Source organism: Paraburkholderia sp. J10-1 (assembly GCF_905220165.1).
GTDB lineage: Bacteria > Pseudomonadota > Gammaproteobacteria > Burkholderiales > Burkholderiaceae > Paraburkholderia.
This window is the reverse complement of record NZ_CAJMYW010000001.1, coordinates 236,433-258,518: the sequence shown is the minus strand read 5'-3', so window position 1 is coordinate 258,518 and position 22,086 is coordinate 236,433. Positions and strand designations below refer to the sequence as shown.

At 64.4% G+C, this 22,086-nt stretch carries 20 protein-coding genes; 17 read left to right on the top strand and 3 right to left on the bottom strand.

Annotated elements, in window-relative coordinates:
- Positions 1-63: 63 nt before the first annotated feature.
- The gene (locus tag U5A65_RS01175; RefSeq protein WP_321945189.1) at positions 64-441 is read left to right on the top strand and encodes a hypothetical protein; all 378 of its coding nucleotides are present in this window, start codon (positions 64-66) and stop codon (positions 439-441) included.
- A 102-nt stretch (positions 442-543) separates the two neighbouring features.
- Here U5A65_RS01175 and U5A65_RS01170 read toward each other — a convergent pair whose 3' ends face one another.
- Positions 544-1,368 (bottom strand): phosphate/phosphite/phosphonate ABC transporter substrate-binding protein, encoded by an 825-nt coding sequence (locus U5A65_RS01170; RefSeq protein WP_321945188.1) that lies wholly within the window; start codon positions 1,366-1,368, stop codon positions 544-546.
- A gap of 167 nt (positions 1,369-1,535) precedes the next feature.
- Here U5A65_RS01170 and U5A65_RS01165 point away from each other — a divergent pair, with 167 nt between their 5' ends.
- Positions 1,536-2,498, top strand: coding sequence for a fatty acid desaturase (locus U5A65_RS01165; RefSeq protein WP_321915166.1), 963 nt, complete (start codon positions 1,536-1,538; stop codon positions 2,496-2,498).
- A 3-nt stretch (positions 2,499-2,501) separates the two neighbouring features.
- Here U5A65_RS01165 and U5A65_RS01160 read toward each other — a convergent pair whose 3' ends face one another.
- Positions 2,502-3,674, bottom strand: a complete 1,173-nt coding sequence (locus U5A65_RS01160) for an epoxide hydrolase (protein ID WP_321945187.1) — start codon at positions 3,672-3,674, stop codon at positions 2,502-2,504.
- A 42-nt stretch (positions 3,675-3,716) separates the two neighbouring features.
- Here U5A65_RS01160 and U5A65_RS01155 point away from each other — a divergent pair, with 42 nt between their 5' ends.
- The 5 genes from U5A65_RS01155 to U5A65_RS01135 all read left to right on the top strand — a co-directional run bounded on the left by U5A65_RS01155 (position 3,717) and on the right by U5A65_RS01135 (position 9,672).
- A complete protein-coding gene (locus U5A65_RS01155) occupies positions 3,717-3,956 on the top strand; it encodes a hypothetical protein (RefSeq protein WP_321945186.1) in 240 nt (79 codons plus the stop codon).
- A gap of 78 nt (positions 3,957-4,034) precedes the next feature.
- The gene (locus tag U5A65_RS01150; RefSeq protein WP_321945185.1) at positions 4,035-5,060 is read left to right on the top strand and encodes an amidohydrolase family protein; all 1,026 of its coding nucleotides are present in this window, start codon (positions 4,035-4,037) and stop codon (positions 5,058-5,060) included.
- Positions 5,061-5,148: 88 nt separating this feature from the next.
- Positions 5,149-5,877, top strand: a complete 729-nt coding sequence (locus U5A65_RS01145; RefSeq protein ID WP_321945184.1) for a substrate-binding domain-containing protein — start codon at positions 5,149-5,151, stop codon at positions 5,875-5,877.
- A gap of 190 nt (positions 5,878-6,067) precedes the next feature.
- On the top strand, positions 6,068-7,843 hold the full coding sequence (locus U5A65_RS01140; protein ID WP_321945183.1) for a tannase/feruloyl esterase family alpha/beta hydrolase: 1,776 nt from the start codon (positions 6,068-6,070) through the stop codon (positions 7,841-7,843).
- A gap of 479 nt (positions 7,844-8,322) precedes the next feature.
- On the top strand, positions 8,323-9,672 hold the full coding sequence (locus U5A65_RS01135) for an aromatic acid/H+ symport family MFS transporter (RefSeq protein WP_321915159.1): 1,350 nt from the start codon (positions 8,323-8,325) through the stop codon (positions 9,670-9,672).
- Positions 9,673-9,769: 97 nt separating this feature from the next.
- On the opposite strand, the gene U5A65_RS01130 is transcribed toward U5A65_RS01135, so the two are convergent.
- Positions 9,770-11,356 (bottom strand): methyl-accepting chemotaxis protein, encoded by a 1,587-nt coding sequence (locus tag U5A65_RS01130; RefSeq protein WP_321945182.1) that lies wholly within the window; start codon positions 11,354-11,356, stop codon positions 9,770-9,772.
- A 485-nt stretch (positions 11,357-11,841) separates the two neighbouring features.
- Between U5A65_RS01130 and U5A65_RS01125 the strand changes: the two genes are divergently transcribed.
- The 10 genes from U5A65_RS01125 (at position 11,842) to U5A65_RS01080 (ending at position 22,059) form a co-directional block, all read left to right on the top strand.
- Positions 11,842-12,882: a hypothetical protein gene (locus U5A65_RS01125; RefSeq protein WP_321915157.1), complete on the top strand. Its 1,041-nt coding sequence runs from the start codon at positions 11,842-11,844 to the stop codon at positions 12,880-12,882.
- 18 nt (positions 12,883-12,900) lie between these two features.
- A complete protein-coding gene (locus tag U5A65_RS01120) occupies positions 12,901-13,761 on the top strand; it encodes an HpcH/HpaI aldolase family protein (RefSeq protein ID WP_321945181.1) in 861 nt (286 codons plus the stop codon).
- A 39-nt stretch (positions 13,762-13,800) separates the two neighbouring features.
- A complete protein-coding gene (locus U5A65_RS01115; protein ID WP_321938546.1) occupies positions 13,801-14,742 on the top strand; it encodes an ABC transporter substrate-binding protein in 942 nt (313 codons plus the stop codon).
- A 27-nt stretch (positions 14,743-14,769) separates the two neighbouring features.
- Complete coding sequence (locus U5A65_RS01110) at positions 14,770-15,666, top strand: hypothetical protein (protein ID WP_321938548.1); 897 nt, start codon at positions 14,770-14,772, stop codon at positions 15,664-15,666.
- Between the two features lie 49 nt (positions 15,667-15,715).
- The gene (locus U5A65_RS01105; RefSeq protein WP_321945180.1) at positions 15,716-16,648 is read left to right on the top strand and encodes a VOC family protein; all 933 of its coding nucleotides are present in this window, start codon (positions 15,716-15,718) and stop codon (positions 16,646-16,648) included.
- A gap of 37 nt (positions 16,649-16,685) precedes the next feature.
- Positions 16,686-17,696, top strand: a complete 1,011-nt coding sequence (locus U5A65_RS01100; RefSeq protein ID WP_321915152.1) for an amidohydrolase family protein — start codon at positions 16,686-16,688, stop codon at positions 17,694-17,696.
- Positions 17,697-17,722: 26 nt separating this feature from the next.
- A complete protein-coding gene (locus U5A65_RS01095; protein ID WP_321945179.1) occupies positions 17,723-18,502 on the top strand; it encodes an SDR family oxidoreductase in 780 nt (259 codons plus the stop codon).
- 37 nt (positions 18,503-18,539) lie between these two features.
- Positions 18,540-19,397, top strand: a complete 858-nt coding sequence (locus tag U5A65_RS01090; RefSeq protein ID WP_321945178.1) for a fumarylacetoacetate hydrolase family protein — start codon at positions 18,540-18,542, stop codon at positions 19,395-19,397.
- A 96-nt stretch (positions 19,398-19,493) separates the two neighbouring features.
- Positions 19,494-20,747 carry a LysR family transcriptional regulator gene (locus U5A65_RS01085; RefSeq protein ID WP_321945177.1) on the top strand — a complete coding sequence of 418 codons (1,254 nt, stop codon included), beginning with the start codon at positions 19,494-19,496 and terminating at the stop codon, positions 20,745-20,747.
- 67 nt (positions 20,748-20,814) lie between these two features.
- A complete protein-coding gene (locus U5A65_RS01080) occupies positions 20,815-22,059 on the top strand; it encodes an MFS transporter (protein WP_321938555.1) in 1,245 nt (414 codons plus the stop codon).
- Positions 22,060-22,086 lie beyond the last annotated feature (27 nt).

Genomic DNA, 22,086 nt, shown 5'->3' with positions numbered 1-22,086 from the left:
AAGCGTGAGATAACGGCGACATAGCGATCGCCGCAAACGGGGTTTGAACAGGGGAAACCAACTATGAGCAATTCGACTCTTGCAGCAGAGGGTGGCAAGCACGCGGGCGGCCAGGCCGTGTCGGTTCAACGCAAGCCATTCGGTACGGAAGACTGGTGGGCGGTTGCGATCGGGCTTTTCGTCATTGCGATCGCCTATGCGCTTTTCGCTTCTGGCGGCAGCATCAAGAGCCTTGCGGTGGCGCCGGCGCGCTGGAACGACTTCGGCGGACTCGCGCGCGATCTCGCCGCGCACGCGGGTGGATACGCGGCGCTGTTCGTCGGATTCGCGGCCGTATTCTCCGTGGCGATTGCGGCTCTCGGCTTGCCGGTTGCGCAATTCGTCAGAGGATTCTTTGTCCTCTTCGTGGTGCCAGCGTGTAATGCGACGCGACCCACGTGACCAACGCCGAAGCAATGAGAGCCGGTTATGTCTGCGGCACGACCGCCTGACCCAGCCGGAAGACCGCTGTGCCGCATTTGTTGCGCGCACAACGTGAGGTGTTCATCGAAGCTCGGTATAGCCCTGCTGCGCGGCTGCGTTGGCCATGTCTTCGATTTCAGCGTAAGCCTCGCCGCTGAGTCTCGCGAATCCGCGCAGGCGCAGCGTGCGTGCGCGTTCGGGGTCGATCGCGAGAGCAGTGTCCAGCGCGTCGCGCAGCGCGTGAGCCTGATTCTCGTCGAGCGCCCGCGAGGCGATCAGCGGAAGGCCGGGCGCGGAGGCTGTCATGCCGATGGTCCGCACGCCGTCGAACGATTCGGGGTGCGAATCGCGCAGCAACGCGAGCGTGACGCAGTCGATGGCGCCTACGTCGGCCTTGCCGCTCGCCAGCGCTTGTAACGTGCCTGCGTGCGAGCCTGTCCGGAGTACCGAGGCGAAGAAGCTGCCACCGCGTGCGAGCGGTGCGACCGCGTGGCGAAACGCGTTCATGCCGCTATGCGAATCCACACCGTTGCAGGCGGCGCGCAGGCCGCGACATGCTTCGAGCATGTTGGCGCCTCGTTCCCACGCCTGCGCTGAAACGACGAGCACGCTTCGATAGCGCGGGCCCTCGCAACCGGGGGCGTCGAATATCGGCGTCGAGATCAGTTGGACTTCGTCGGCAAGGCCGAGTATCCGGTACGGAAACCCGCAGGTCTGCGAGAGCAGTAGATCCTTGCGGCGCCAGTGGGGCATGAGTTCGCCCTCGGGCGAGTTCACGATCGTGACCTCGCCCGGGTCGAACGAGCGCGCAAAGACCGCCACGCTCTCGCTCAAGAGCGAGCGCCACAACGCCGCGTGGTGCGGCGTCACGTTGTACATCGGCAGGGAGGCGATCCATCGGGTCATCGGCGCATTCTACGCCGCACAACGCTGGCGCGTCGCGCAGCGCGGTGAAATAAGCAAATGGCAATTCGTTGGTTGGTGAAGCATCTCTCGTTCGGTATGGTAAGGACCTGAATTGCTTTGCTCTCCGTATGGAGTGGCACTATCCTTCATCGCGGGAGCTGGCGCACATGGCCGAATACTTCGACGCAGACCACGCGCGGGAAGTCGCCGCGCTCGGCACAGGCTTCACCGCGCGCACGGAGTGGCCCACCTGGCTATTGATCGCCGTGATCTACGGCGGCTGGTTTGCGGTGCTGGCGCTCTTGCGTTCAAGTGCGCTTACGCTTGCGGCCGCCACGCCATGCCTCATCGTGCTGTGCGCATGGCATATGTCGCTGCAGCATGAATTGCTGCACGGGCATCCCACCCGGTTCGCGTGGCTGAATATGGCACTGGGCTGGCCACCGCTTGCGGTGTGGTTCCCCTATGCGGTGTACCGCGAAAGCCATATGGCGCATCACCGCGACGAAGCGTTGACCGTGCCCGGCATCGACCCCGAGACGAACTACGTGCAGCACGAGCAATGGGCTCGCCTGCCGCGCTGGCATCGCGTGTTATGGCACGCACGCAAGAGCTTCGTGGGGCGTGTGGTGATCGGGCCGCCCATGAGCGTGGCCGCGATGCTCGCCGGTGCGGCGCAAACGCTGCGCAGCGGCGACTGGCGACACGTGCCGATGTGGCTCGCGCACCTCGCCGCCGTCTTGCTGCTGCTCGCGTGTGTGCAGCGTTACGCGGGCGTGCCGTGGTGGTGGTATCTCGCAGTTGTTACCTGGCCCGCGCTCGGACTCGCGATGGTTCGCTCGCTGTACGAGCATCGCGCGGCGTCGCATCCCAAGGCGCGCATCGCCATCAATGAGGCCGGGCTCGTCATGCGCTTTCTGTATCTGAACAACAACTACCATCTCGTGCACCACGATCTGCCGCGCCTGCCGTGGTTTCAACTGCCGCGCGCCTACCGCATGCGGCGCGACGCCTATCGCCACAAGTGCGGCGGTTTCGTGATCGAAGGCTACGCCGCGCTCTTCAGGCGCTATGCTTGGCGCGCGACGGATGCGCCCGCGCATCCGTTCGGCGATAACGCGGCACAGTGACAGTCACTGGCGCAAGCGTTTGAAAAAGCGCCGAATGTCGGCGGCGAGAAGGTCGGGTTCCTCCATGGCGGCGAAATGGCCGCCGCGCGGCATGTCGGTCCATTGCACGACGTCGAACACTCGCTCGACCCACGACCGAGGCGGGTGATTGATCTCCTTGGGAAAGCGCGCGAACGCGACGGGCGGCGCCACGCGTTGCCCGGCCGCGAAGCGAAACGGCTGGAGACGGTTTTCCCAATACATCTGCATGGACGTGCCAATGCTGCCGGTGAACCAGTACAGCGACAGGTCCGTCAGCAAGGTGTCTTTCGAAAACCGGCGCTCGATCACGCCGTCGCAGTCGCTCCATGCGCGAAACTTTTCGCCGATCCATGCCGCAAGTCCCGCGGGTGAGTCGTTGAGCGCCGCCGCCGCGGTTTGCGGCTTCGTGGCGTGCATATGCGCATATCCGCCCTCAAGCGCCGCCCAGTCGGCCTTTTCACGCAGATAATCCTGCTCCGCCTGAGTGAGCGGGGCTTGCGCCGCATCGACGGTGGGTTCGTACGAAGAGGGCAGGAAGTTCAGGTGAATGCCCTCCACGGCCTGGCTGTGCCGCGCGGCCAGCGCGATAGACACACCCGCGCCGAGGTCGCCGCCTTGCGCGCCGAAGCGCTCGTAGCCGAGCCCGCGCATGAGCGCGGCCCACAGGTCCGCCGCCTGGAACGCGGAGGCACCGGGCGCAGCCGGAGCGGGCGAAAAGGCGAAGCCCGGCAGCGAGGGGGCGACGACATCGAACGCATCGGCCGGGTCCGCGCCGAATGCGGCCGGGTCGCATAGCCGGTCGAGCAGCGCGTGGAATTCAAAGAACGAGCCCGGCCAGCCGTGCGTGATCACGAGCGGGTAGGGCTTTGGGCCTTTGCCGCGCCTATGCACGTAGTGCACGCGTTGGCGAACCGCGCCGCCCTCGTCACCCACTTCGGCCATGAACTGCGGCAGGCGGTTCAGCGTGCGTTCGGCGGCGCGCCAGTCGTATTCGTCTGCCCAATACGCGACGAGTTCGCGCAGCCATGCATGGTCGGCCCCTTGTTGCCACGCCTGGGCGGGCGTAGCGTTGGCCCAGCGCGTGGTGCGCAAACGCTGGCGCAGGTCGTCGATTGCCTCCTCCGGAACGCGAATTTCGAACGGCTCGATATGCATGGTGGTTCATCCCCACGACTTCAGGCCAATGAGCGGACCATTATGAGCGAATTCGCCACCGCGCACCGGCCGCCCCTTGGGGCCCGTCGAATTCGCTCCATCGCTTACCAGATGTTTATCGAGGCATTCGTTTTATTTATCGGCGCTTCGAAAACACCGTCGGGTATTTCAGGGGCCATGGGGCGCGGCGCAAACCCCAAGGCGTCCATGGTTTCCGGCATTCCCAGCCGCCCGCTGCCGCACGCGTTTATTGGCGTGAGTGCGGTTTTTCGCGCAATCTAGGTAATTGCCCTGGCTACTAGCGCGGTGGGGCCAATTCGTACCGTAGCGCAACGATTCGAATCAGCAGCAGAGGTCTCAATGATCATCGACATTCATGGCCACTACACCACGGCGCCCAAAGCGCTGGAGGCGTGGCGCAAACGCCAGATAGCGGGCATCGCCAATCCGTCCGAAATGCCGAAGGCATCGGAGCTGAAGATCGGCGACGACGAGTTGCGCGAATCGATCGAACTCAATCAGCTGAAGCTGATGCGCGAGCGCGGTCTCGATCTCACGATTTTCAGTCCGCGCGCGAGTTTCATGGCCCACCATATTGGCGACTTCCAGGTGTCGAGTACGTGGGCGGCGATCTGCAACGAGCTGTGCTACCGCGTGAGCGAGCTGTTTCCCGAGCATTTCGTGCCGGCCGCCATGCTGCCGCAAAGTCCGGGCGTCGATCCAGCAACATGCGTTGAGGAACTCGTCAAATGCGTGGAGCAGTACGGCAACGTGGCGGTCAACCTGAATCCCGATCCCTCGGGCGGCCACTGGACAAGCCCGCCGCTTTCGGACCGTCACTGGTACCCGATCTACGAGAAGCTCGTCGAATACGACGTTCCCGCGATGATTCACGTGAGCACGAGCTGCAACGCGTGCTTCCACACCACGGGCGCGCACTACCTGAACGCGGATACGACCGCCTTCATGCAGTGCCTGACCTCAGACCTGTTCCGCGATTTCCCCACGCTGCGCTTTGTGATTCCTCACGGCGGCGGCGCGGTGCCGTACCACTGGGGACGCTTTCGGGGTCTCGCTCAGGAGCTGAAGAAGCCGCCGCTCCAGGAGCATTTGCTGAACAACGTGTTCTTCGACACCTGCGTGTATCACCAGCCCGGCATCGACCTGCTCACGCGTGTGATTCCCGTGGACAATATTCTGTTCGCGAGCGAGATGATCGGCGCGGTGCGCGGCATCGACCCTGAGACCGGCCACTATTTCGACGACACGAAGCGCTATATCGAAGCCGCGCATGTGGATGCCACGGACCGCTACAAGATCTACGAAGGCAACGCGCGGCGTGTGTATCCGCGTCTGGACGCGCGGCTCAAGGCAAAGGGCTTGTGAGCGCGTACGCGGCGGCCTGCATTCCATGCACTATCGGCGAGGCGCACTCTCAGGCGGCCTCGCTCTCCTTCGACTGAAACGGAAGTCAATGACAAAGGAAGACGTACACAGCAACGCCGCGCTGGCGGGTGTCGGGTCGATGGCGACGCGCCTGCTGCTTGCGAATCTCGCCGAGCAATACGTGCGCGAAACGGGGCAGCAGTTGACGGTTGCCGCGATAGGCGGCGTGGACGCCGCATGGCGCGTGCAGGCGGGCGAGGCGTTCGATTTCGCCGTGCTGGCCTCGGCGGCGATCGATCGCCTGGCGGCTGGCGGTCATCTCATTGGCGCGCGCACGGACGTCGTGCGCTCCGGTATGGCAGCGGCCGTCGCCACAGGCGTGGCGCACCCCGACATCGGCACGCAAGCCGCACTGCGCGAGACGATGCTGCGCGCGGCGCGCATCGGCTATTCAACGGGGCCTAGCGGCAAACATTTGCTGGGTCTGCTCGAACGCTGGGGCGTGGCCGAAGTGCTCGCGCCGCGCCTCGTGCTGGCGCAGCCGGGTGTGCCGGTGGCGAGCCTGATCGCGAGCGGCGAGGTCGAGATCGGGTTTCAGCAATTGAGCGAGCTAAAGGACGTGCAGGGCGTGGACGTGGTCGGACCGCTTCCCGCCGGGGCTCAGCTCGTCACGGTCTTTTCCGCGGCGATCTGCGCGGTGTCCCGGAAGCAGCGGGCGGCGGCGGAGTTCCTTGCGTTCCTGGGTTCGGAACGTGCCGAAGCGGCCAAGCGGGCGTTCGGCATGGAGCCGGCGGGCCGCACTGAATACGGACAGTAAGCAGAGCGGCAGGGCGCGAGCAGGACGGCAATAAGAGAAACCGAAAGCGCAATAAGGCGATTAGATCGGGCATTTCATGTCGAACGGTCTACGCGTTTACGTTAATTAGACATCCTGATCATAAAAATCAGAACTGGAGGCGTGAAGTGAATCGGAAGAACACCTATACGTACAACACCAGGAGGCAAGCATGAGAATCCCGCATACCCGGCGGCTTTTCACGAGCGCGCGCGCTCGTGCAGCCTCGCTACTTTCGCTGTTCGCCGTCTTCGCGGCGGCCACGCTCGTCGCCGCGTGCGGCAGCGGGGGCAGTGGCAGCAACAGCAGCGACGCCTCGAAAGCGCCGCTCGCAGTCGTGGCGCCCGTAGTGGATTGCTCGAAGCTGGCTACGGTCGATATCAGCGATATTGGCGGTACGGGCAGCTCGATTACATCGGCTGCCGTGACCACGGCGACCATCAATGGGGCTTCGGTCAGCTTCTGTACCGTGAAGGGCACGCTCGCGCCTTCGAATACGTTCGAAGTGGCGCTGCCGGTGAGCACGTGGACGCAGCGCTTCGCGGCGCTGGGTTGCGGGGGCTTGTGCGGCAACGTGAGCGACCCGACCCAGCAGTCGTCGTTCAGCTTCAGCTACACGTGTCCGCTCGTGCAGGAAGGCGGCTTCGTGACGGCGGCGACGGACATGGGCCACGCGGGCAACGACGCCTCGTGGACCACCGACCCGCAAAAACAGGCCGATTTCGCGTATCGCGGGCAGCACATCACGACGCTCACGGCGGAAAAGCTCATCAAGGCCTACTACGGGCAGGCGCAAAAGTACGCGTACTTCATCGGCTGTTCGGACGGCGGCCGCGAAGCGCTCATGGCGGCGCAACGCTACCCGAACGACTATAACGGCATCGTTGCGGGCGCTCCGGCGGCGCACTTCCAGATCCAGAACTCGCTGTATCACGGCTGGAGCGTGGAGTCGCAAAGCACGACCGGCGACAGCACCGGCAACGCCACGCTCTACGCCGACAAGGCGCTCGTGCTGCACAAGGCGGTCGTGGCGGCATGCGGCGGCCAGGCGGGCGTGCCCGACGGCCTGATCGCCGATCCGCGCACCTGCAATTTCGATCCCGCATCGATCCAGTGCGCGCAGGGCGCGACGAACACGAGCAACTGCCTGAGCGCGGCCGAAGTCGCCACCGCGAGCAAGATCTATGGCGGACCGGTGGACGCGACGACCGGCGAGCGCATGCTGGCGGGCTCGCCGCAAATGGGCTCGGAAGAGAACTGGGTAGGCGTGGAAGTGCCGACGACGAACTCGACGGCCGCGCCGGTTTCGGTGAAGAACCTGTTCAGCTACATGATCGTGACGGGTGCCTATAATCTGATCTTCACGGGCTCGCCCGCCATGCCGACCATCGACACGTTCGGCTACACGGATGCAAGCTTCTACCCGACCTACCTGCAGGCCAACCATCCGCTGATGGACGCGACGAACCCCGACCTCACGGCGTTCAACAAGGCAGGCGGCAAGCTGATCCTGTGGCACGGCTGGGCGGATCAACATATTTCGCCGCTCTTCACGATCCAGTACTACGAGGCCATGCAGAACACGATGGGCGCTTCGAGCGTGAGCAATTTCGCGCGCCTGTACCTCGTGCCTGGCGTGGCGCACTGCGGCGGCGGCGAAGGCTTCCCGAACATCGACCTCGTCTCGCAGATCACGGCGTGGGCCGAGCAGGGCACGGCGCCCAACGCGGTCATGACGTACCAGACCGATTCGTCGAACAACGTGACGGCGAGCCGCCCGGTTTATCCGTATCCGGCCGTCGCTCAGTTCACGGGCACCGGCGACTGGCACCTCGGCGCCAACTGGACGCAGGGCGCACCGTTGTACAACCAGCCCACGCATACCTGGGCGGGCTCGAGCTTCTATACGTCGTACACGCCGACCACGCAGGGGGTGGCAGCGCCTTGACAGGAAAAGCCGCATGATTCGCAGTTGAACCGGCCAGCCCTTCGGGGCTGGTTTCGTTTGAGCTGCGATAACTGAATCGCATGGCAAATGCGAGGCAGTGAAAGTAAGCCGTATCGCGCTGTCCCGCGATGTAGCGGCGACTGAATTCCGCACGATCGTCCGTCACGTTTGCGAATCCTTTCGGAGAGCATCGATTTTGTTTATTGCGCTGGATTCGAATCCAGCCTCGGGCCGCGACAGGCAAAGCGCGGGCTGATTGGGTCCAACCTTTATGCGGCGCGGCTTTCAGGCCGATAACGCAGGAGCGGGCGTGCCGGAATGGCCCATGCGAACGGGCATACATGTACCCAATATGTGGTTAACCCGCACTTTCAGGCGAGGGGTTGGCCACCTATCGTGCCCCCGACGGATAGCAGTTCGTAGAAATTCGACTCGGGCACGAGCGAGCGGCAGACCACAGAACGGACAGGAGACGACAGATGTCTGGCAGCAAAACAATTGATATCAAGGCGTTCATCGACGAACGCCACATTTCGGCGTACCAGTGGCTACTGGTGGCGCTGTGCTTTCTCGCGGTGACCGCCGACGGCATGGACGTGGCCATCATGGGGTTCGTGGCGCCCTCCATCATTCACGAGTGGGGCATTTCACGCCCCGAGTTCGGGCTTGTCATGAGCGCGGCGCCCATCGGCCTCGTGATCGGCGCGCTGGCCGCCGGTCCCGCCTCCGACCGCGTGGGCCGCAAGTGGGTGCTCATTACCTCCGTGTTCCTCTTCGGCGTGTTCACGATCCTCACGGCGTTCACGCAGTCGCCGGTTTCCATGGCCGTGCTGCGCGTGCTGACCGGCATCGGTCTTGGCGCGGCCATGCCGAACTCCACGACGCTGCTCTCGGAGTACTCGCCGCAACGCCGCCGCGCGCTGCTCATCACGATCATGTTCACGGGCTTCAACCTCGGCTCGGCATTGATCGGCTTTGCGGCGGGCTGGCTCGTGCCGACGCACGGCTGGCGCGCGGTGCTGATCTTCGGCGGCGCCATTCCGCTCGTACTCGTGCCGCTGCAGGCCTGGCTGCTGCCGGAATCGGCGCGTCTGCTCGCCGTGCGTGGCGCCACGAGCAAGCGCATTGCCGCGACGCTTAACCGCGTGACCGGCGCCAACTTCGCGGGCGACGAGAATTTCGTCTCGACGGAACCGCCGCTGCCCACGCGCAAGCCGATCGGCGTGCTGTTCTCGCAAGGCTATGGCGTGATGACCCTCGCGCTGTGGGTGACGTATTTCATGGGCCTGCTCGTGATCTATCTGCTCACAGGCTGGCTGCCCACGCTGATCAAGGACGCGGGCCTCTCCATCACGGTGGCGGCGAACGTCACGGCCATGTTCCAGATCGGCGGCACGATCGGCGCGGTGCTGGTGGGCTGGGTCATGGACAAGGTGCGTCCGGCGCGCGTGATCAGCGCGGCGTATGTCGGCGGCGGCATCTGCGTGCTGGCGCTGGCCGGCGTGGGCGCGCTTTCGTCGTCGCTCGCGCTGCTGGTGTTCGCCGCGGGCTTTTGCATGAGCGGCGCGCAAACGGGCCTCAACGCCTACGCGCCGGGCCGCTACCCGACGGTTGCGCGTGCAACGGGTGTGAGCTGGATGCTGGGCATGGGCCGCTTCGGCAGCATTTTCGGCTCGGCCATTGGCGGCGCGCTGCTGGGTCTTGGCTGGGAATTCGCCGCGATTCTCGCGATGCTCGCCGTACCGGCCGTGCTTGCGGCGATTGCGATCCTGGTTTCACAGCGTGCGCGTCATTCGGAACCGGCTACGCAGGTTAGCGCGGCACACTGAGTTTTTGGGTAGGCAATAGCGCTGGATTGAACGGCGCGGTGGTGCGATTTGCACTGCCGCGCCGTTTTTTTTTGTTTGCCGCAAGAACGCGGCCGGGTTAAATCCTGAATGCCCCCACCGTTTCAATCACGGTTTCCGCATTCCGGCCGAGCGTATTGGCCGAAATCGAAAAGTGATTCACGAGCGCGCTGTCCTGTTGCGTGAGCGCTTCGATATGATCCAAAGCCTGCTTGATCTCGGCAATGCCAGTGCTTTGCTCGCCGGTCGCGGTATTGATTTCGTCGATGAGCACATTCACGTCGCGCACGGCCTGAACCGCCTGCTGCATCTTCTCGCGGGCCGTTTCCGTGAGTTGGCAACCTTCCTGAACCTTCTGCGTCGAGTCGACGATGAGACCGGCGATCTCTTTGGCCGCCGTGGCCGCGCGGCCCGCGAGATTGCGCACCTCGCTCGCCACCACGGCGAAGCCGCGCCCGTGCTCGCCCGCGCGCGCTGCTTCCACAGCCGCGTTGAGCGCGAGAATATTGGTCTGGAAAGATATTCCTTCGATTACCTGAATGATCTCGCCGATCTTGCGCGAGGCCTCGGTAATGCCCTGCATCGTCACCGTCATGGCTTCCACGGCGCGGCCGCTCTCTTCGGTGATGGCGCGCGCCTGGCCCGCGCTGGTGGCGGCCTGCCGCGCCGCATCGGCGGTTTGCCGGACATTGGCCGCAATATGCTGCATCGACGCTGCGGATTGTTCGAGGCTCGCCGCCTGCGATTCGGCGCGCGCCGAGAGCTTCTGGCTGCCTTCGGACACGGTCACCGTGGCGGCGCTCATGCGCGCCATCTGGTCGCGCGCGTCGCCTACGATGGCGCGCATGTTCAGGCTGACCTGGTTGACCGATTGCTCGAGCTTGCCGACCACGCCGGTGGGTTTCCAGGTGTTCTCGACCTTCTGCGTGAGGTCGCCCATGGCGAGCCGCGTGGCTGCGCCGAGCAGGCGGCGCAACGGGTAGATGAACATGAAGCGCATGCGGTATTCGGCCAGCGCGCCGAACGCCACGCAGGCGGCAAGGCCGATTGCCGTGCGCACGGGCGTGATTGACGATGCGCCGCCGTCGATGATGACCCCCGTGACCATGCCGGCCGCCGCAAGACCGCTCGTGAGCAGATAGGTCTGCGTCTTCATGGTGGGATGCACGAAGCGCGAAAGCCGTCCCGCCATGTCCTTGCGAACGATTGCGCCTGCCTGCAGATGGTGGACAGGCCGGCTGGCTCTTTGCTCCGCGAGCAAGGTCGCATACAGCGCTTCGGCGGCGCGCACCTGATCGCGTGAAGCGGCGGTGTGGACGGCCCGGTAAGCAACGACATGCTGCCCTTCGACGATGGGTGTCACGCCGATCTGCACCCAGCAATGCCGGGCGTGACTGAAGCGGTTCTTCAGCACGCCGATCCACGGCTCGCGCTTTTTCAGCGTGGCCCACATGTCGCGATAGACCTCGGCCGGCATGTCGGGATGGCGCACGACGCTATGAGGCTGCCCGACCAGCGCCTCGCGGGAAAAGCCGCTGGCTTCGATAAATGCGTCGTTGCAGTAGGTGATGACGCCGCGTGTGTCGGTCGTGGAAACGAGCAATTTTCCGGGTGGGAGAGCGGCTTCTCCATGATGGTCCGGCTGGGTCGATGGTTCCGTGTGCACTCGTGGTCTCCTTTGTTTTTTGATTGGCCGGTTCGGACGTTCGCTGCTTATCGGCCGGAGATATCGATCATGAATGGGGCGGTTCAAGGCCAAAAACCGCCGTTGCCGCGCGGCAGGGCGATAAACGAAGCGAAGCGCAGTGGCGTGCGCCGCGGGGCAGAAGCGCAAACGCCCAAGGCATAAGGCTCGCAGCCGGAAAAGTGGAGTACGCAACGAGTTTGCGCACGTATTCGGATGCATGACACCCGATAACTTCTTCGCAAGTTCCGCAAAGCAGATTCGATACGACCGTTCGAAAAGCGTTCAGCAAAAATCTATGACGGCGGCGCATTTCGAATGACAACGCGTAGCCTGGCCGCCCTACACTGCCTCCGGTCAGTTGAGAACAGACGAGACACGAGTCCGGATGAATCGACATATGGCCGGTGCGAAACCCATGCCGAACACGGCGGGCGGCGTCCCGGCACGATAACGATGGAGGCTTTATGCGCAAGTTGATGTTGGTCGGGACGGCGACGACGCGGCCCGAGGCGATCGGATCGCTCTTCAAGCTCGAGCCCGGCGGCGAGTGGCAACAGGTGAGCGATATTCCTGCGGATGCGTCGGTGCAGGCCATCACGCCGCATCCCAGCCGCGAGAACGTGATCTACGTGGCCGCGCGCAAGGGCGTCTACCGCTCCACCGACGGCGGCGCCTCGTGGCACAAGCTGCATGTCACGGACGAAAACGTGCAGTTCTGGAGCGTGGCCGTGAGCCCGCATGATCCGGACGTGCTGATCGCCGGCACCGCCCCGGTCGGCTTCTATCGCAGCGATGATGGCGGCGAGACCTGGCGCAAATGCAAGGGCGAGCATCCTGAGCGCTACAAGATCTCGTTCGGCGGGTCGCGCGCCATGCGCGTGGCCTTCCATCCGACCAACCCGAAGCGGCTTTACGCGGTGGCCGAAATCAGCGGCCTGTACGTCAGCGAGGACGGCGGCGACAGCTGGCGCGGCGAATCGCAGGGCCTGTCCGTGCTCGCAGCGATGCCGCATTTGAAGAACACCGAACTGACCGACGATGATACGGAGGGCATGTTCGACGCGCATGCGGTGTCGATCTCGCCGGCCCGGCCGGACTCGATCTTCTACATCTGCCGCCTGGGCATCTTCGAGAGTGGCGATGGCGGCAAGAGCTTCCGCGACCTGGAAGTCCGCAAATACGCCCCGTTCAACTATTCGCGCGAATGCCGCGTCGTCCATGGCCAGCCGAAGAAGATGTATGCGTGTTTCAGCATCTCGTCGCGCAGCGCCGCGGGCGCGCTCTATGTGAGCGAAGACCTGGGCGCCACGTGGGCGCGCGCCGATGCCCAGGTCGAACCGCGCAGCACGATGATGGGCTTCGGCGCGCACGTGAGCGACCCCAACGGCGTGATTACCGTGACGCGCGGCGGCCAGGTGTTCTTCACGACCGACGGCAGCAAGACGTGGACCGAAAAACAGTTGCCGGCGAATGCGGGTGACGCATTTTGCGGCGCGATTCTTTAAGCGCGGAGACCAATCGACATGGCTGAACGACTCAATGGTGTGATCCGCGCACTCGAAAGCGGACACGGCATCGCTTTTACTTCCTTTATTCAGGCCGAAATCGAAAACGCGGTCAGCTTTGCGCAGTCGTCGAACGACGGCGTGGTGTTCGAAATGGAGCACACGCCCTGGGACATTTCCGCCTTACGCAACGCCATGCAGTTCTTGCTGTTGCGCGAGCGTATTGCGCGAGCCGGTACGGTTGCCTGCCAGATGACACCCATCGTGCGCATTCCGCCCAGCGGCAGCGAGATGAACCAGTGGTTCGCGAAGCAGGCACTCGACCTCGGCGCCTATGGCGTCGTGTGGCCGCGCATCAGCACACCCGAGCAGGCATACAACGCGGTGGCCGCTTGCCGCTATCCGCGCCTGCCGGACAAGCCGCTGTACGAGCCGGCCGGCTTGCGCGGCGACGCGCCCATGCCCGCTGCGCGCTACTGGGGACTTTCGCAGCAGGAGTATTACCGCAAGGCCGACGTATGGCCGCTCGTGCCCGAAGGCGAGATTCTCGTCACGCTGATGATCGAAGACGTGGCCGCCATTGAAAACCTCGAGGAGATGGTCAAGCGCGTGCCGGGCATCGGTGTGCTGCTGATCGGCGAAGGCGATCTCACGCAGGAACTCGGCTGCCCGCGCGAATACGACAATTCCGAGTTGCTGCGCCTGATGGCTCACGTGCGCGAGATTGGCCGCGCCTACAACATTCCGGTTGGTCATCCGCACGTGAACGAAGGCAACGTGTCGCGCGTGATCGAGGAGGGCTACCGCTTTCTGATGACGTTCCCGAGGCGCGATTTCGGCGCGCTGGACAAGGGCCGTCAACTCGCGGGCCGCGTGTGAGCCCTGCGCAACAAGACGAAGCAATACGGGAACGTCAACATGACTGAAAAACTGTCGATCGTGCTGGGCCGTCACGGTCAGGTCGAGGATTTGCGCAGCGGCGCGGTGCTCGTGGAAGGCGTCGAACTCGATTTCATCGAAATCAAGCGCATGCCTGACGCTTATCGCAACATGGCGCGCAGCCAGCCCTACGATATTTGCGAAATGGCGCCGACGTCGTACCTGATGGCGGTGGCGGCCGGCGCGCCGATCACGGCACTCGCGCTGCCCATGACCCGGCGTTTTCGCCACGCGGGCCTGCAGCGGCTGCGCGAATCGTCGATTCGCCATCCAAAGGATCTGGAGGGGCGTGCCGTAGGCGTGCGCGCCTATTCGGTCACGGCGGCCGTGTGGACGCGCGGCATCCTGGCCGAGGAATACGGTGTCGATTTCGGCAAGGTGACGTGGCTCACCGAAGAAGACGAAAACGTCGAGACCTTCGTGCCGCCCGCCAATGTGCGGCGCGTGGCAAACAGCACGTCGCTCGCCGCCATGATGGAGGCGGGCGAGATCGAAGCGGCATTCGGCGGTCTCGCCGGTGTGGGCGCGGATCTCGACGACCGCCTCGTGGATCTGGTCGAAGACGCCGCGGCGCGAGAGGCCGACTGGTATCGCCGCACGGAGATTTACCCGCTGCATGGCGTGATCGTGGTGCGCAACGACGTGCTCGCGCGCCATGCGGATTTGCCGCGTCGTCTGTTTGCGGCTTTCGTCGCGGCGAAAGAGAACTATCTCGCCCGCGTGCGAAGCGGTGCTGCGGACGGTGCGGAAGACAAACGCTATCGGCGTCTCGCGGAACTGGTTGGCGATCCGCTGCCTTATGGCCTCGCACAGAACGCAAAATCGTTCGATGCGCTGGTGCGCTACGCCCACACGCAGCGGCTGATTCCGGAGCGAGCGCCCATCGCCTCAGTGTTCCTCGATCCGGCAGTCAATGCATAGGATGACATATCAATCAGGAGGAAGACGATGACAACTGTTCAAACCCTCGCCATTCCGACGATGCTTGGGACCTACCCCAAGACCCAGCCTCTCAAGGACGGCACGCTCGCTTCGCCGCTCGTGCATCTGGATTTCGCCGCGGTGGACACGGCACAAAAAGCCTTCAAGGACGTCGTGCGTCACGAGAAGTACGACGTGGCGGAGCTGGCGATCATCACGTTCCTGCAGGCGTTCGAGGCGGGCAAGCCTTATGTGATGCTGCCGTTCGTGATGAATGGAGGCTTTCATCACAAGAGCATCGTGGTTCGCGACGACGCGACGTTCACCGCGAGCGAACTGGCCGGGCGCAAGGTGGCGATGCGCGCTTATACGCAGACCACGCCGACGTGGGTGCGCGGCATCCTTACCGACGACTTCGGCGTGCGGCTCGCCGACGTGCGGTGGTTGAGCCAGGAAGGCGCGCACGTGGCCGATTACGAGGAACCCGCATGGGTTTCGCGACTCGAATCGACATCGAGCCTTGAAGCCATGCTGCGCGCGGGTGAAGTGGACGCCATCATCGCGGGCGGCGGCCTTTCGGGCGAGCCGGGCATTCGTCCGTTGATTCCCGTGCCGGCCGAGGCCGCCGCCGCATGGCAGGTGCGCCACCGTGCGGTGCCGATCAATCACGTGGTGACGGTCAAGCGCTCGCTCGCACAGAACCACCCGGAAGCCGTGCGCGAGGTCTATCGTCTGCTTGGTGAGGCGAAAGATCTTGCACAGCAGGGGAAGCCACAGGCCGCGATCGATTTGCAGCCCACAGGATTCGACAGCCTGGCCCCTGCCGTAGAGCTGGCCGTTCGCTACGCGTTCGAGCAACGGCTCATTTCGCGCCGATATGCGCTTGAAGAGTTGTATGGCCCCGTGCTCGATATTCTCGGCTAGGGGCGCACACAAGTCACACAGCAAGACAGAACACGATACGGAGACAAACTTGGCTTCGACTATTTCAGGCATGGCCCACGTCCGGCTGAGCGCCCCCGATCTCGGGCGCATGGAAGCCTTTCTCGATGACTTCGGCATGGTGAAAGTCCATCGCGACGACAAGCGCCTTTACATGCGCGGCATCGGCGAAGCGCCTTTTCTGCACGTGACCGAACTGGGCGACCCCGGCGTCGTCAGTTGTGCCTATGAATTGCGCGACGCCGCGCTGCTCGCGGAGCTCGCGAAACTGCCCGGCGCGCGCGGTATCGAGCATATCGACGAACCTGGCGGCGGGCGCCGCGTGCGCGTGCAGGACCCTAACGGCTTGTGGCTGGAGTTCGTCACGGAGCGCGAGCCGGTGGCACGCCTCGCACCGCGTGCACTGGTGAGAGGCGCACAGGGCGAGAGCCGCGTGCTCGGCCCGGCGCGCGTGGAGCGCATTGCTCATACGGCGTTCGCCACGCCGAACCTGCCTGCCTCGATCGAGTGGTATCAGCGCACGCTCGGCGTAATTCCCACCGACGAATTGTTCGTGGGCGAACCCGGCAACGTGATTGGCCAGTTCAATCGCATCGATCTCGGCGAAACACCCGTCGATCATCACATCGTTTTCCTGCTGCGCGGGCCGCGCGCCGGTTTGCACCATGTGTCGTACCAGGTGGAGGGGGTCGACGACATCTTCTTCGGCTACGACCACCTGCATCAGCGTGAATACGATCACGTGCGCGGCATTGGGCGGCATGCGTTGGGCAGCCAGATTTTCGACTACTGGATGAGCCCCTTCGGCCAGATGCACGAGCACTGGATCTCGCAGGAGCGCATGACAGCGAAGAGCCGCTTCAACCCTATCCGCATCGGCGACGGCATGAGCTACGACACCGGCGAAAAGCCGCCCGAGCGTTTCGTCAAGCAGGCCACGCCGCTCGTGGCGTGGCAGGACTAGGCGCTCGCCCCTTTTTCAACGAACCAGGTAGCGTTTCATGATCATCGATTGTCACGGTCACTTTACGACCGTTCCCAAGACGCTGCACGAATGGCGGCGCAGGCAGCTCGAACATGCAGGCCCTGTGTATGGCGCGCCGCTGGCTATCAGCGACGACGAATTGCGCGAGGCGCTGGAGGGCGGCCAGCTCAAGGCCCAGCGCGAACGCGGCCTCGATCTCACGCTGTTTTCGCCGATCGCGGGCCAGATGGGCCACCACCTCGGCACGCTCGAGCAGGGTATCGAATGGGCGCGGGTGTGCAACGACCTCATTCATCGCGTGGTGCAGTTGTATCCGGAGAACTTCGCAGGCGTGTGCCAGCTGCCGCAGTCGCCGGGCAAGGACGTGAGCGCGTGCGTGGCCGAACTGGAGCGCTGCGTGAAGGAGCTGGGTTTTGTCGGCTGCAATCTGAATCCCGATCCTTCGGGCGGTTACTGGACCGATCCGCCGCTTACGGACCGCCACTACTATCCGCTCTACGAGAAGATGGTCGAACTCGACGTACCGGCCATGATCCACGTGAGCAGTTCGTGCAACCCGTGTTTTCACCACGTGGGCGCACATTATCTGAACGGCGACACCACGGCGTTCATGCAATTCCTGCTCGCGCCGCAGCTGTTCAAGGACTTCCCCACGCTGCGCTTCGTGATTCCGCATGGCGGCGGCGCGGTGCCGTATCACTGGGGCCGTTATCGCGGGCTTGCGCAGGACCTGGGCTTCCAGGCGCTCGAAGAAGGCCTCATGAACAATCTCTTCTTCGACACCTGCGTATATCACCAGTCGGGCGTGAACCTCCTCACTGAAGTCGTGCCGCACAAGAACATTCTGTTCGGCTCGGAGATGATCGGCGCGGTGAAGGGCATCGATCCGCGCACCGGCCACCACTACGACGACACGAAACGCTACGTCAGCGCCACGCCGCACCTGTGCAGCGAGCATCGGCACGACGTGTTCTGCAACAACGCACTCAATGTCTATCCGGGCCTGAAGTACCGCTGCCAGGACTGAAGCCATCACGAAGCGAGAGATAACTCATGGATCTTGGAATCGCAGGAAAGACGGCGCTCGTCTGCGCGTCGTCGCGCGGTCTCGGCCTCGCATGCGCGACGGCGCTGGCGCGCGAAGGCTGCCGCGTGTATCTCAACGGCCGTCACGCCGACGCGCTCGAAACCGCCGCGCAGCAAATCGAGGCGGCAACGGGCAACCGTCCGCACCTCATCGTCGCGGACCTGAATACGGAAGCGGGGCGCGAAGCGATCGTCGCCGCGTGCCCGGCGCCGGACATTCTCGTGAACAACAACGCGGGCCCGGAGCCGGGCAAGATCGCCGACTGGACCCGCGAGGACTGGCTGGCCGCAGTGGAAGGCAACATGCTCGCGCCGATCTTTCTCATCAAGCACTACGTGAGCGGCATGCGCAGCCGCAAGTTCGGCCGCATCGTCAATATCACTTCGGCGATGGTGAAGTCGCCGAGCGCGACGATGGGCCTTTCCGCCGCCGTGCGCGCCGGTCTGACCGCCCTCAGCAAATCGGTGCAGCGCGATTGCGTCGTGGACAACGTCACGATCAACAACATGCTGCCCGAGCGCTTCGACACCGACCGTCAGCGCTATATGGCCGACCGCATGTCGAAAAAGGACGGCATCACGGTCGCGCAAGCCAAGGAGCGCATTGCCGCGACGATCGCCGCGAAGCGCCTGGGGGACCCCATGGAGTTCGGCGATGCCTGCGCCTTCCTGTGCAGCGCACAGGCGAGCTTTATCTCGGGACAGAACCTGCAGCTCGACGGCGGCTCCTATGCCGGCCTCGTCTAACGCGCAGCACACGTAACGCATTCAGAGGAGATTTTCGATGAAATACGCGAGCTTTTCGGTAGAAGGACGCGATACCTACGGCATCGTCGAGGGCGACAACGTGATCGATCTCGGCAAACGCATCGGCAACGAATACCCCACGCTCAAGGCGCTATGCGCGGCTGACCTGCCGCACGAAGTTGCACGGGCGGTGCAAGGGCAGGCCGATTACGCACTGAAGGACATTACGTTTTTGCCGCCCATTGCCGACCCGACGCATATCTGGTGTCTCGCGCTGAACTACGTCGAGCACCACAGCGAAGTGCAGAGCGCGGGCCGCGTGCAGGAGCTGCCGAAGCAGCCGGCGCTGTTTGCGCGCGCAAGCGATTCGCTGGCGGCGCACGGTCAGCCGCTGCGCCATCCGGGCGTTTCCGAACAGTTCGACTATGAAGGCGAACTTGTCGTGGTGATCGGCAAGCCCGGCTATCGCGTGAAAGCGGAAAACGCCTTCGAGCATGTGGCCGGCTACACGATCATGAACGAGGGCAGTGTGCGCGACTGGCAGTTTCACACGCGCCAGATCACGCCGGGCAAGAACTTCTATCAAAGCGGTGCGATCGGTCCCTGGATCGTGCCGCGCGGGGAAGTGGGCGACGTGGACACGCTGCGCATCCAGACGAAGCTCAACGGTCAGGTCATGCAGGACGACACCGTGGCCAGCATGGTGCACAAGATCCCGCGCTTCATCGAATACGTTTCGTCGATTGCGCCGCTGTGCCCCGGCGACATTCTCGCCACGGGCACGCCGAGCGGCGTGGGTTTCTCGCGCACGCCGCCTGTCTTCATGAAACCCGGCGACGAGTGTGAGATCACGATCGATCGCATCGGCACGCTGCGTAACAAGGTGACCGGGTAGCAAACCTGGTCGCGCGCCGCCCGTGCGCTGTGGTATATCGATCGTACGTCTCGCTTGTCATGTTCACTCCGCTAGTCACGCAGGGATCGCAGCACTATGGCCTCGGTCGTCGCGTCACCCGTCGAACAAACGGAAGCTCCCGCCGAGCTGCCCAGTCTCTGGCAGTTGCGCGTGTTCGAGACGGTGGCGCGTCACGAGAACGTCACGCAGGCCTCGCAGGAGCTGTTGCGCTCGCAACCAGCCACCACGTCGTGTCTCGCGGCGTTCGAAACGCTCATGGGCGTGAGCCTTTTCGAGCGTTCGACCACGGGTACCTGGCTGGCGCCGGCGGGTGTCGCGGCGCTGGTGCGCACGCGCAAGATCCTGCAGGCCATGCAGGAGGCGGTGGCGCAGGTGGGCAGCACGCGTAACGTGTCGCCGGGCGTGCTCGCGGGCGGCATCACGCGCACGCAAATGCGCTGCCTCATCGCCATTGCGGAGTGCGGTTCGTTTCGCGCGGCCGCACGGCAACTGGGCATTACCGAGGCTTCGCTGCAGCGCGCGGCGCGCACGCTCGAACAGAATCTGGGCGCGCCGCTCTATCGGCACTCGGCCTCGGGCGTCACGACCACCGAGGTCGGGCAAGCCTTCGCGCGCCAGTTGCAGACGATCTCGAACCAGATTGCCGCGATGGCCGATGCACTGCGCGCGTATCAGTTTCCCGTGGAGCGCAGCGTGACGGTGGGCGTGCTGCTGCTCGACCCGTCGATCCTGATCGTGAGTGCGATTCGCGAGCTCAATGCGCATTTTCCCGATGCGCGTGTGGTGATCATCAACGGCACCTACGACCAGTTGCTCAACAAGCTGCTGCGCGGCGAGATCGATTTCATGCTGGGCGTGCTGAAAAACCCCGACCAGTCGTTCGATTTCGTCGAGGAGCCGCTGTATCACGAGCGCTATTGCGTGGTCGCGCGGCGCGATCACCCGCTTACGCGCGAGCCCGCCGTGACGGTGGACGCCTTGCGCAACTACCGCTGGATCTTGCCGCCGCGCAGTTCGCCGCGCCGCGAGGCCTACGAATACGTGTTTTCCGAAGGCGCGCCGCCGCTCGCGAGCATCGAGACCTATTCGCTTTCCACCATCCGCATCACGCTCTTCGACAGCGACATGCTGACGGTGCTGAGCTGGACCGAAGTGCTGAGCGAACGGCGTTTCGGTCTGCTTGCACCGCTGACGATCGACGTGCCGTGGGACGGCCCGATCGTCGGCATCACGGCGCGGCGCGACTGGAAGCCCAACGACGTACAGGAAACGTTTCTGCGCAGCGTGCGCCGCAACGCGCAGGCGATGACGGGCGGACAGGGCACGTAGGGCGTCGGCGCTTTCCCTTCTTTCCTGCAGGCCAGAAAGGCTTGCATTTCCTCGGGTTTCCACTCAGATGTCGAACGAACCTACCGTCGCGTTCGCGCCTGCGCGCGCGCATGCCCCCCTGTTGTCCTTTTCCTCGTTTCGCAGCCTGCTGGCCGTGCGCATTGCGTGGACGGTGGGCATTCAAATGCTGTTCGTCGCGATCGGCTGGCAGATGTACGCGCTCACGCACGACGCGTGGGCGCTCGCGCTGGTCGGGCTCTATCAGTTCTTCCCGGTGCTGTTGCTCACATTGCCCGCGGGACACGCGGCCGACTCGTGGCGGCGCGCGCGCATCGTGCTCGGCTGCCTCGCGGTGCAGGGTGTCGTTGCCGCGGCGATGGCGTTCGCCACGCACCGCAACGGCCTCACGCGCGACGCACTGCTGCTGGCCTCCCTGCTGCTCGGCGCAGCGCGCGCGTTCCAGATGCCGGCGCTGCAGGCGCTCGTGCCTTCCACGGTGCCGCCGCCGCTCCTGAGCCGCGCGATGGCGGCCGTCTCCACCGGCTCGCAATCGAGCGTGATACTCGGGCCCGCGCTAGGCGGGGCGCTCGTGAGCTTCGGCATCGGCGTGGTCTATGCGGTCGCGGCGCTGCTCTTTCTCGCAGCGGCGCTGCTCGCACTCGGCCTCAAGGTGCGTGAAGTTCAACGCGAGCGCCGCGCCGCCACGCTCGACGCGCTGGTGGGCGGCCTGCGCTTCGTGTGGCGCAAGCCGATCATTCTCGCGGCGATCAGCCTCGATCTCTTCGCCGTGCTGTTCGGCGGTGCGGTGGCGCTGCTCCCCATCTACGCCGATACGATCCTGCACGGCGGCCCCGTCATGCTCGGCTGGCTGCGCGCGGCGCCCGCCGCAGGCGCGTTCGCGATGTCGCTCTGGCTCGTGCGCTATCCGCCTAAACGCCGCGTGGGTGTGACGCTGCTCGCCTCGATTGGCGTATTCGGCCTCGCGACGGTGGTGTTCGGCGTTTCGACGAACCTCTGGCTCTCGCTGCTCGCGCTGATCATGACAGGTGCGGCGGACATGGTGAGCGTGGTGATTCGCCAAACGCTCGTGCAGCTTGAAACACCCGACGAAATGCGCGGCCGCGTCAGCGCTGTGAACGCGATTTTCGTGGGCGCGAGCAACCAGCTCGGCGAATTCGAATCGGGCTCGCTCGCCAGCGTGATCGGGCCGGTGGGCGCGGTCGTGCTGGGCGGCGCGCTGACCTGCCTCGTGGCGCTGACGTGGGCGTGGCGCTTTCCGCAACTCGCGGCGCGCAAGACGCTCGATGGCTGAGCGCGGCGCTTGCAAGCCGTACAGCAA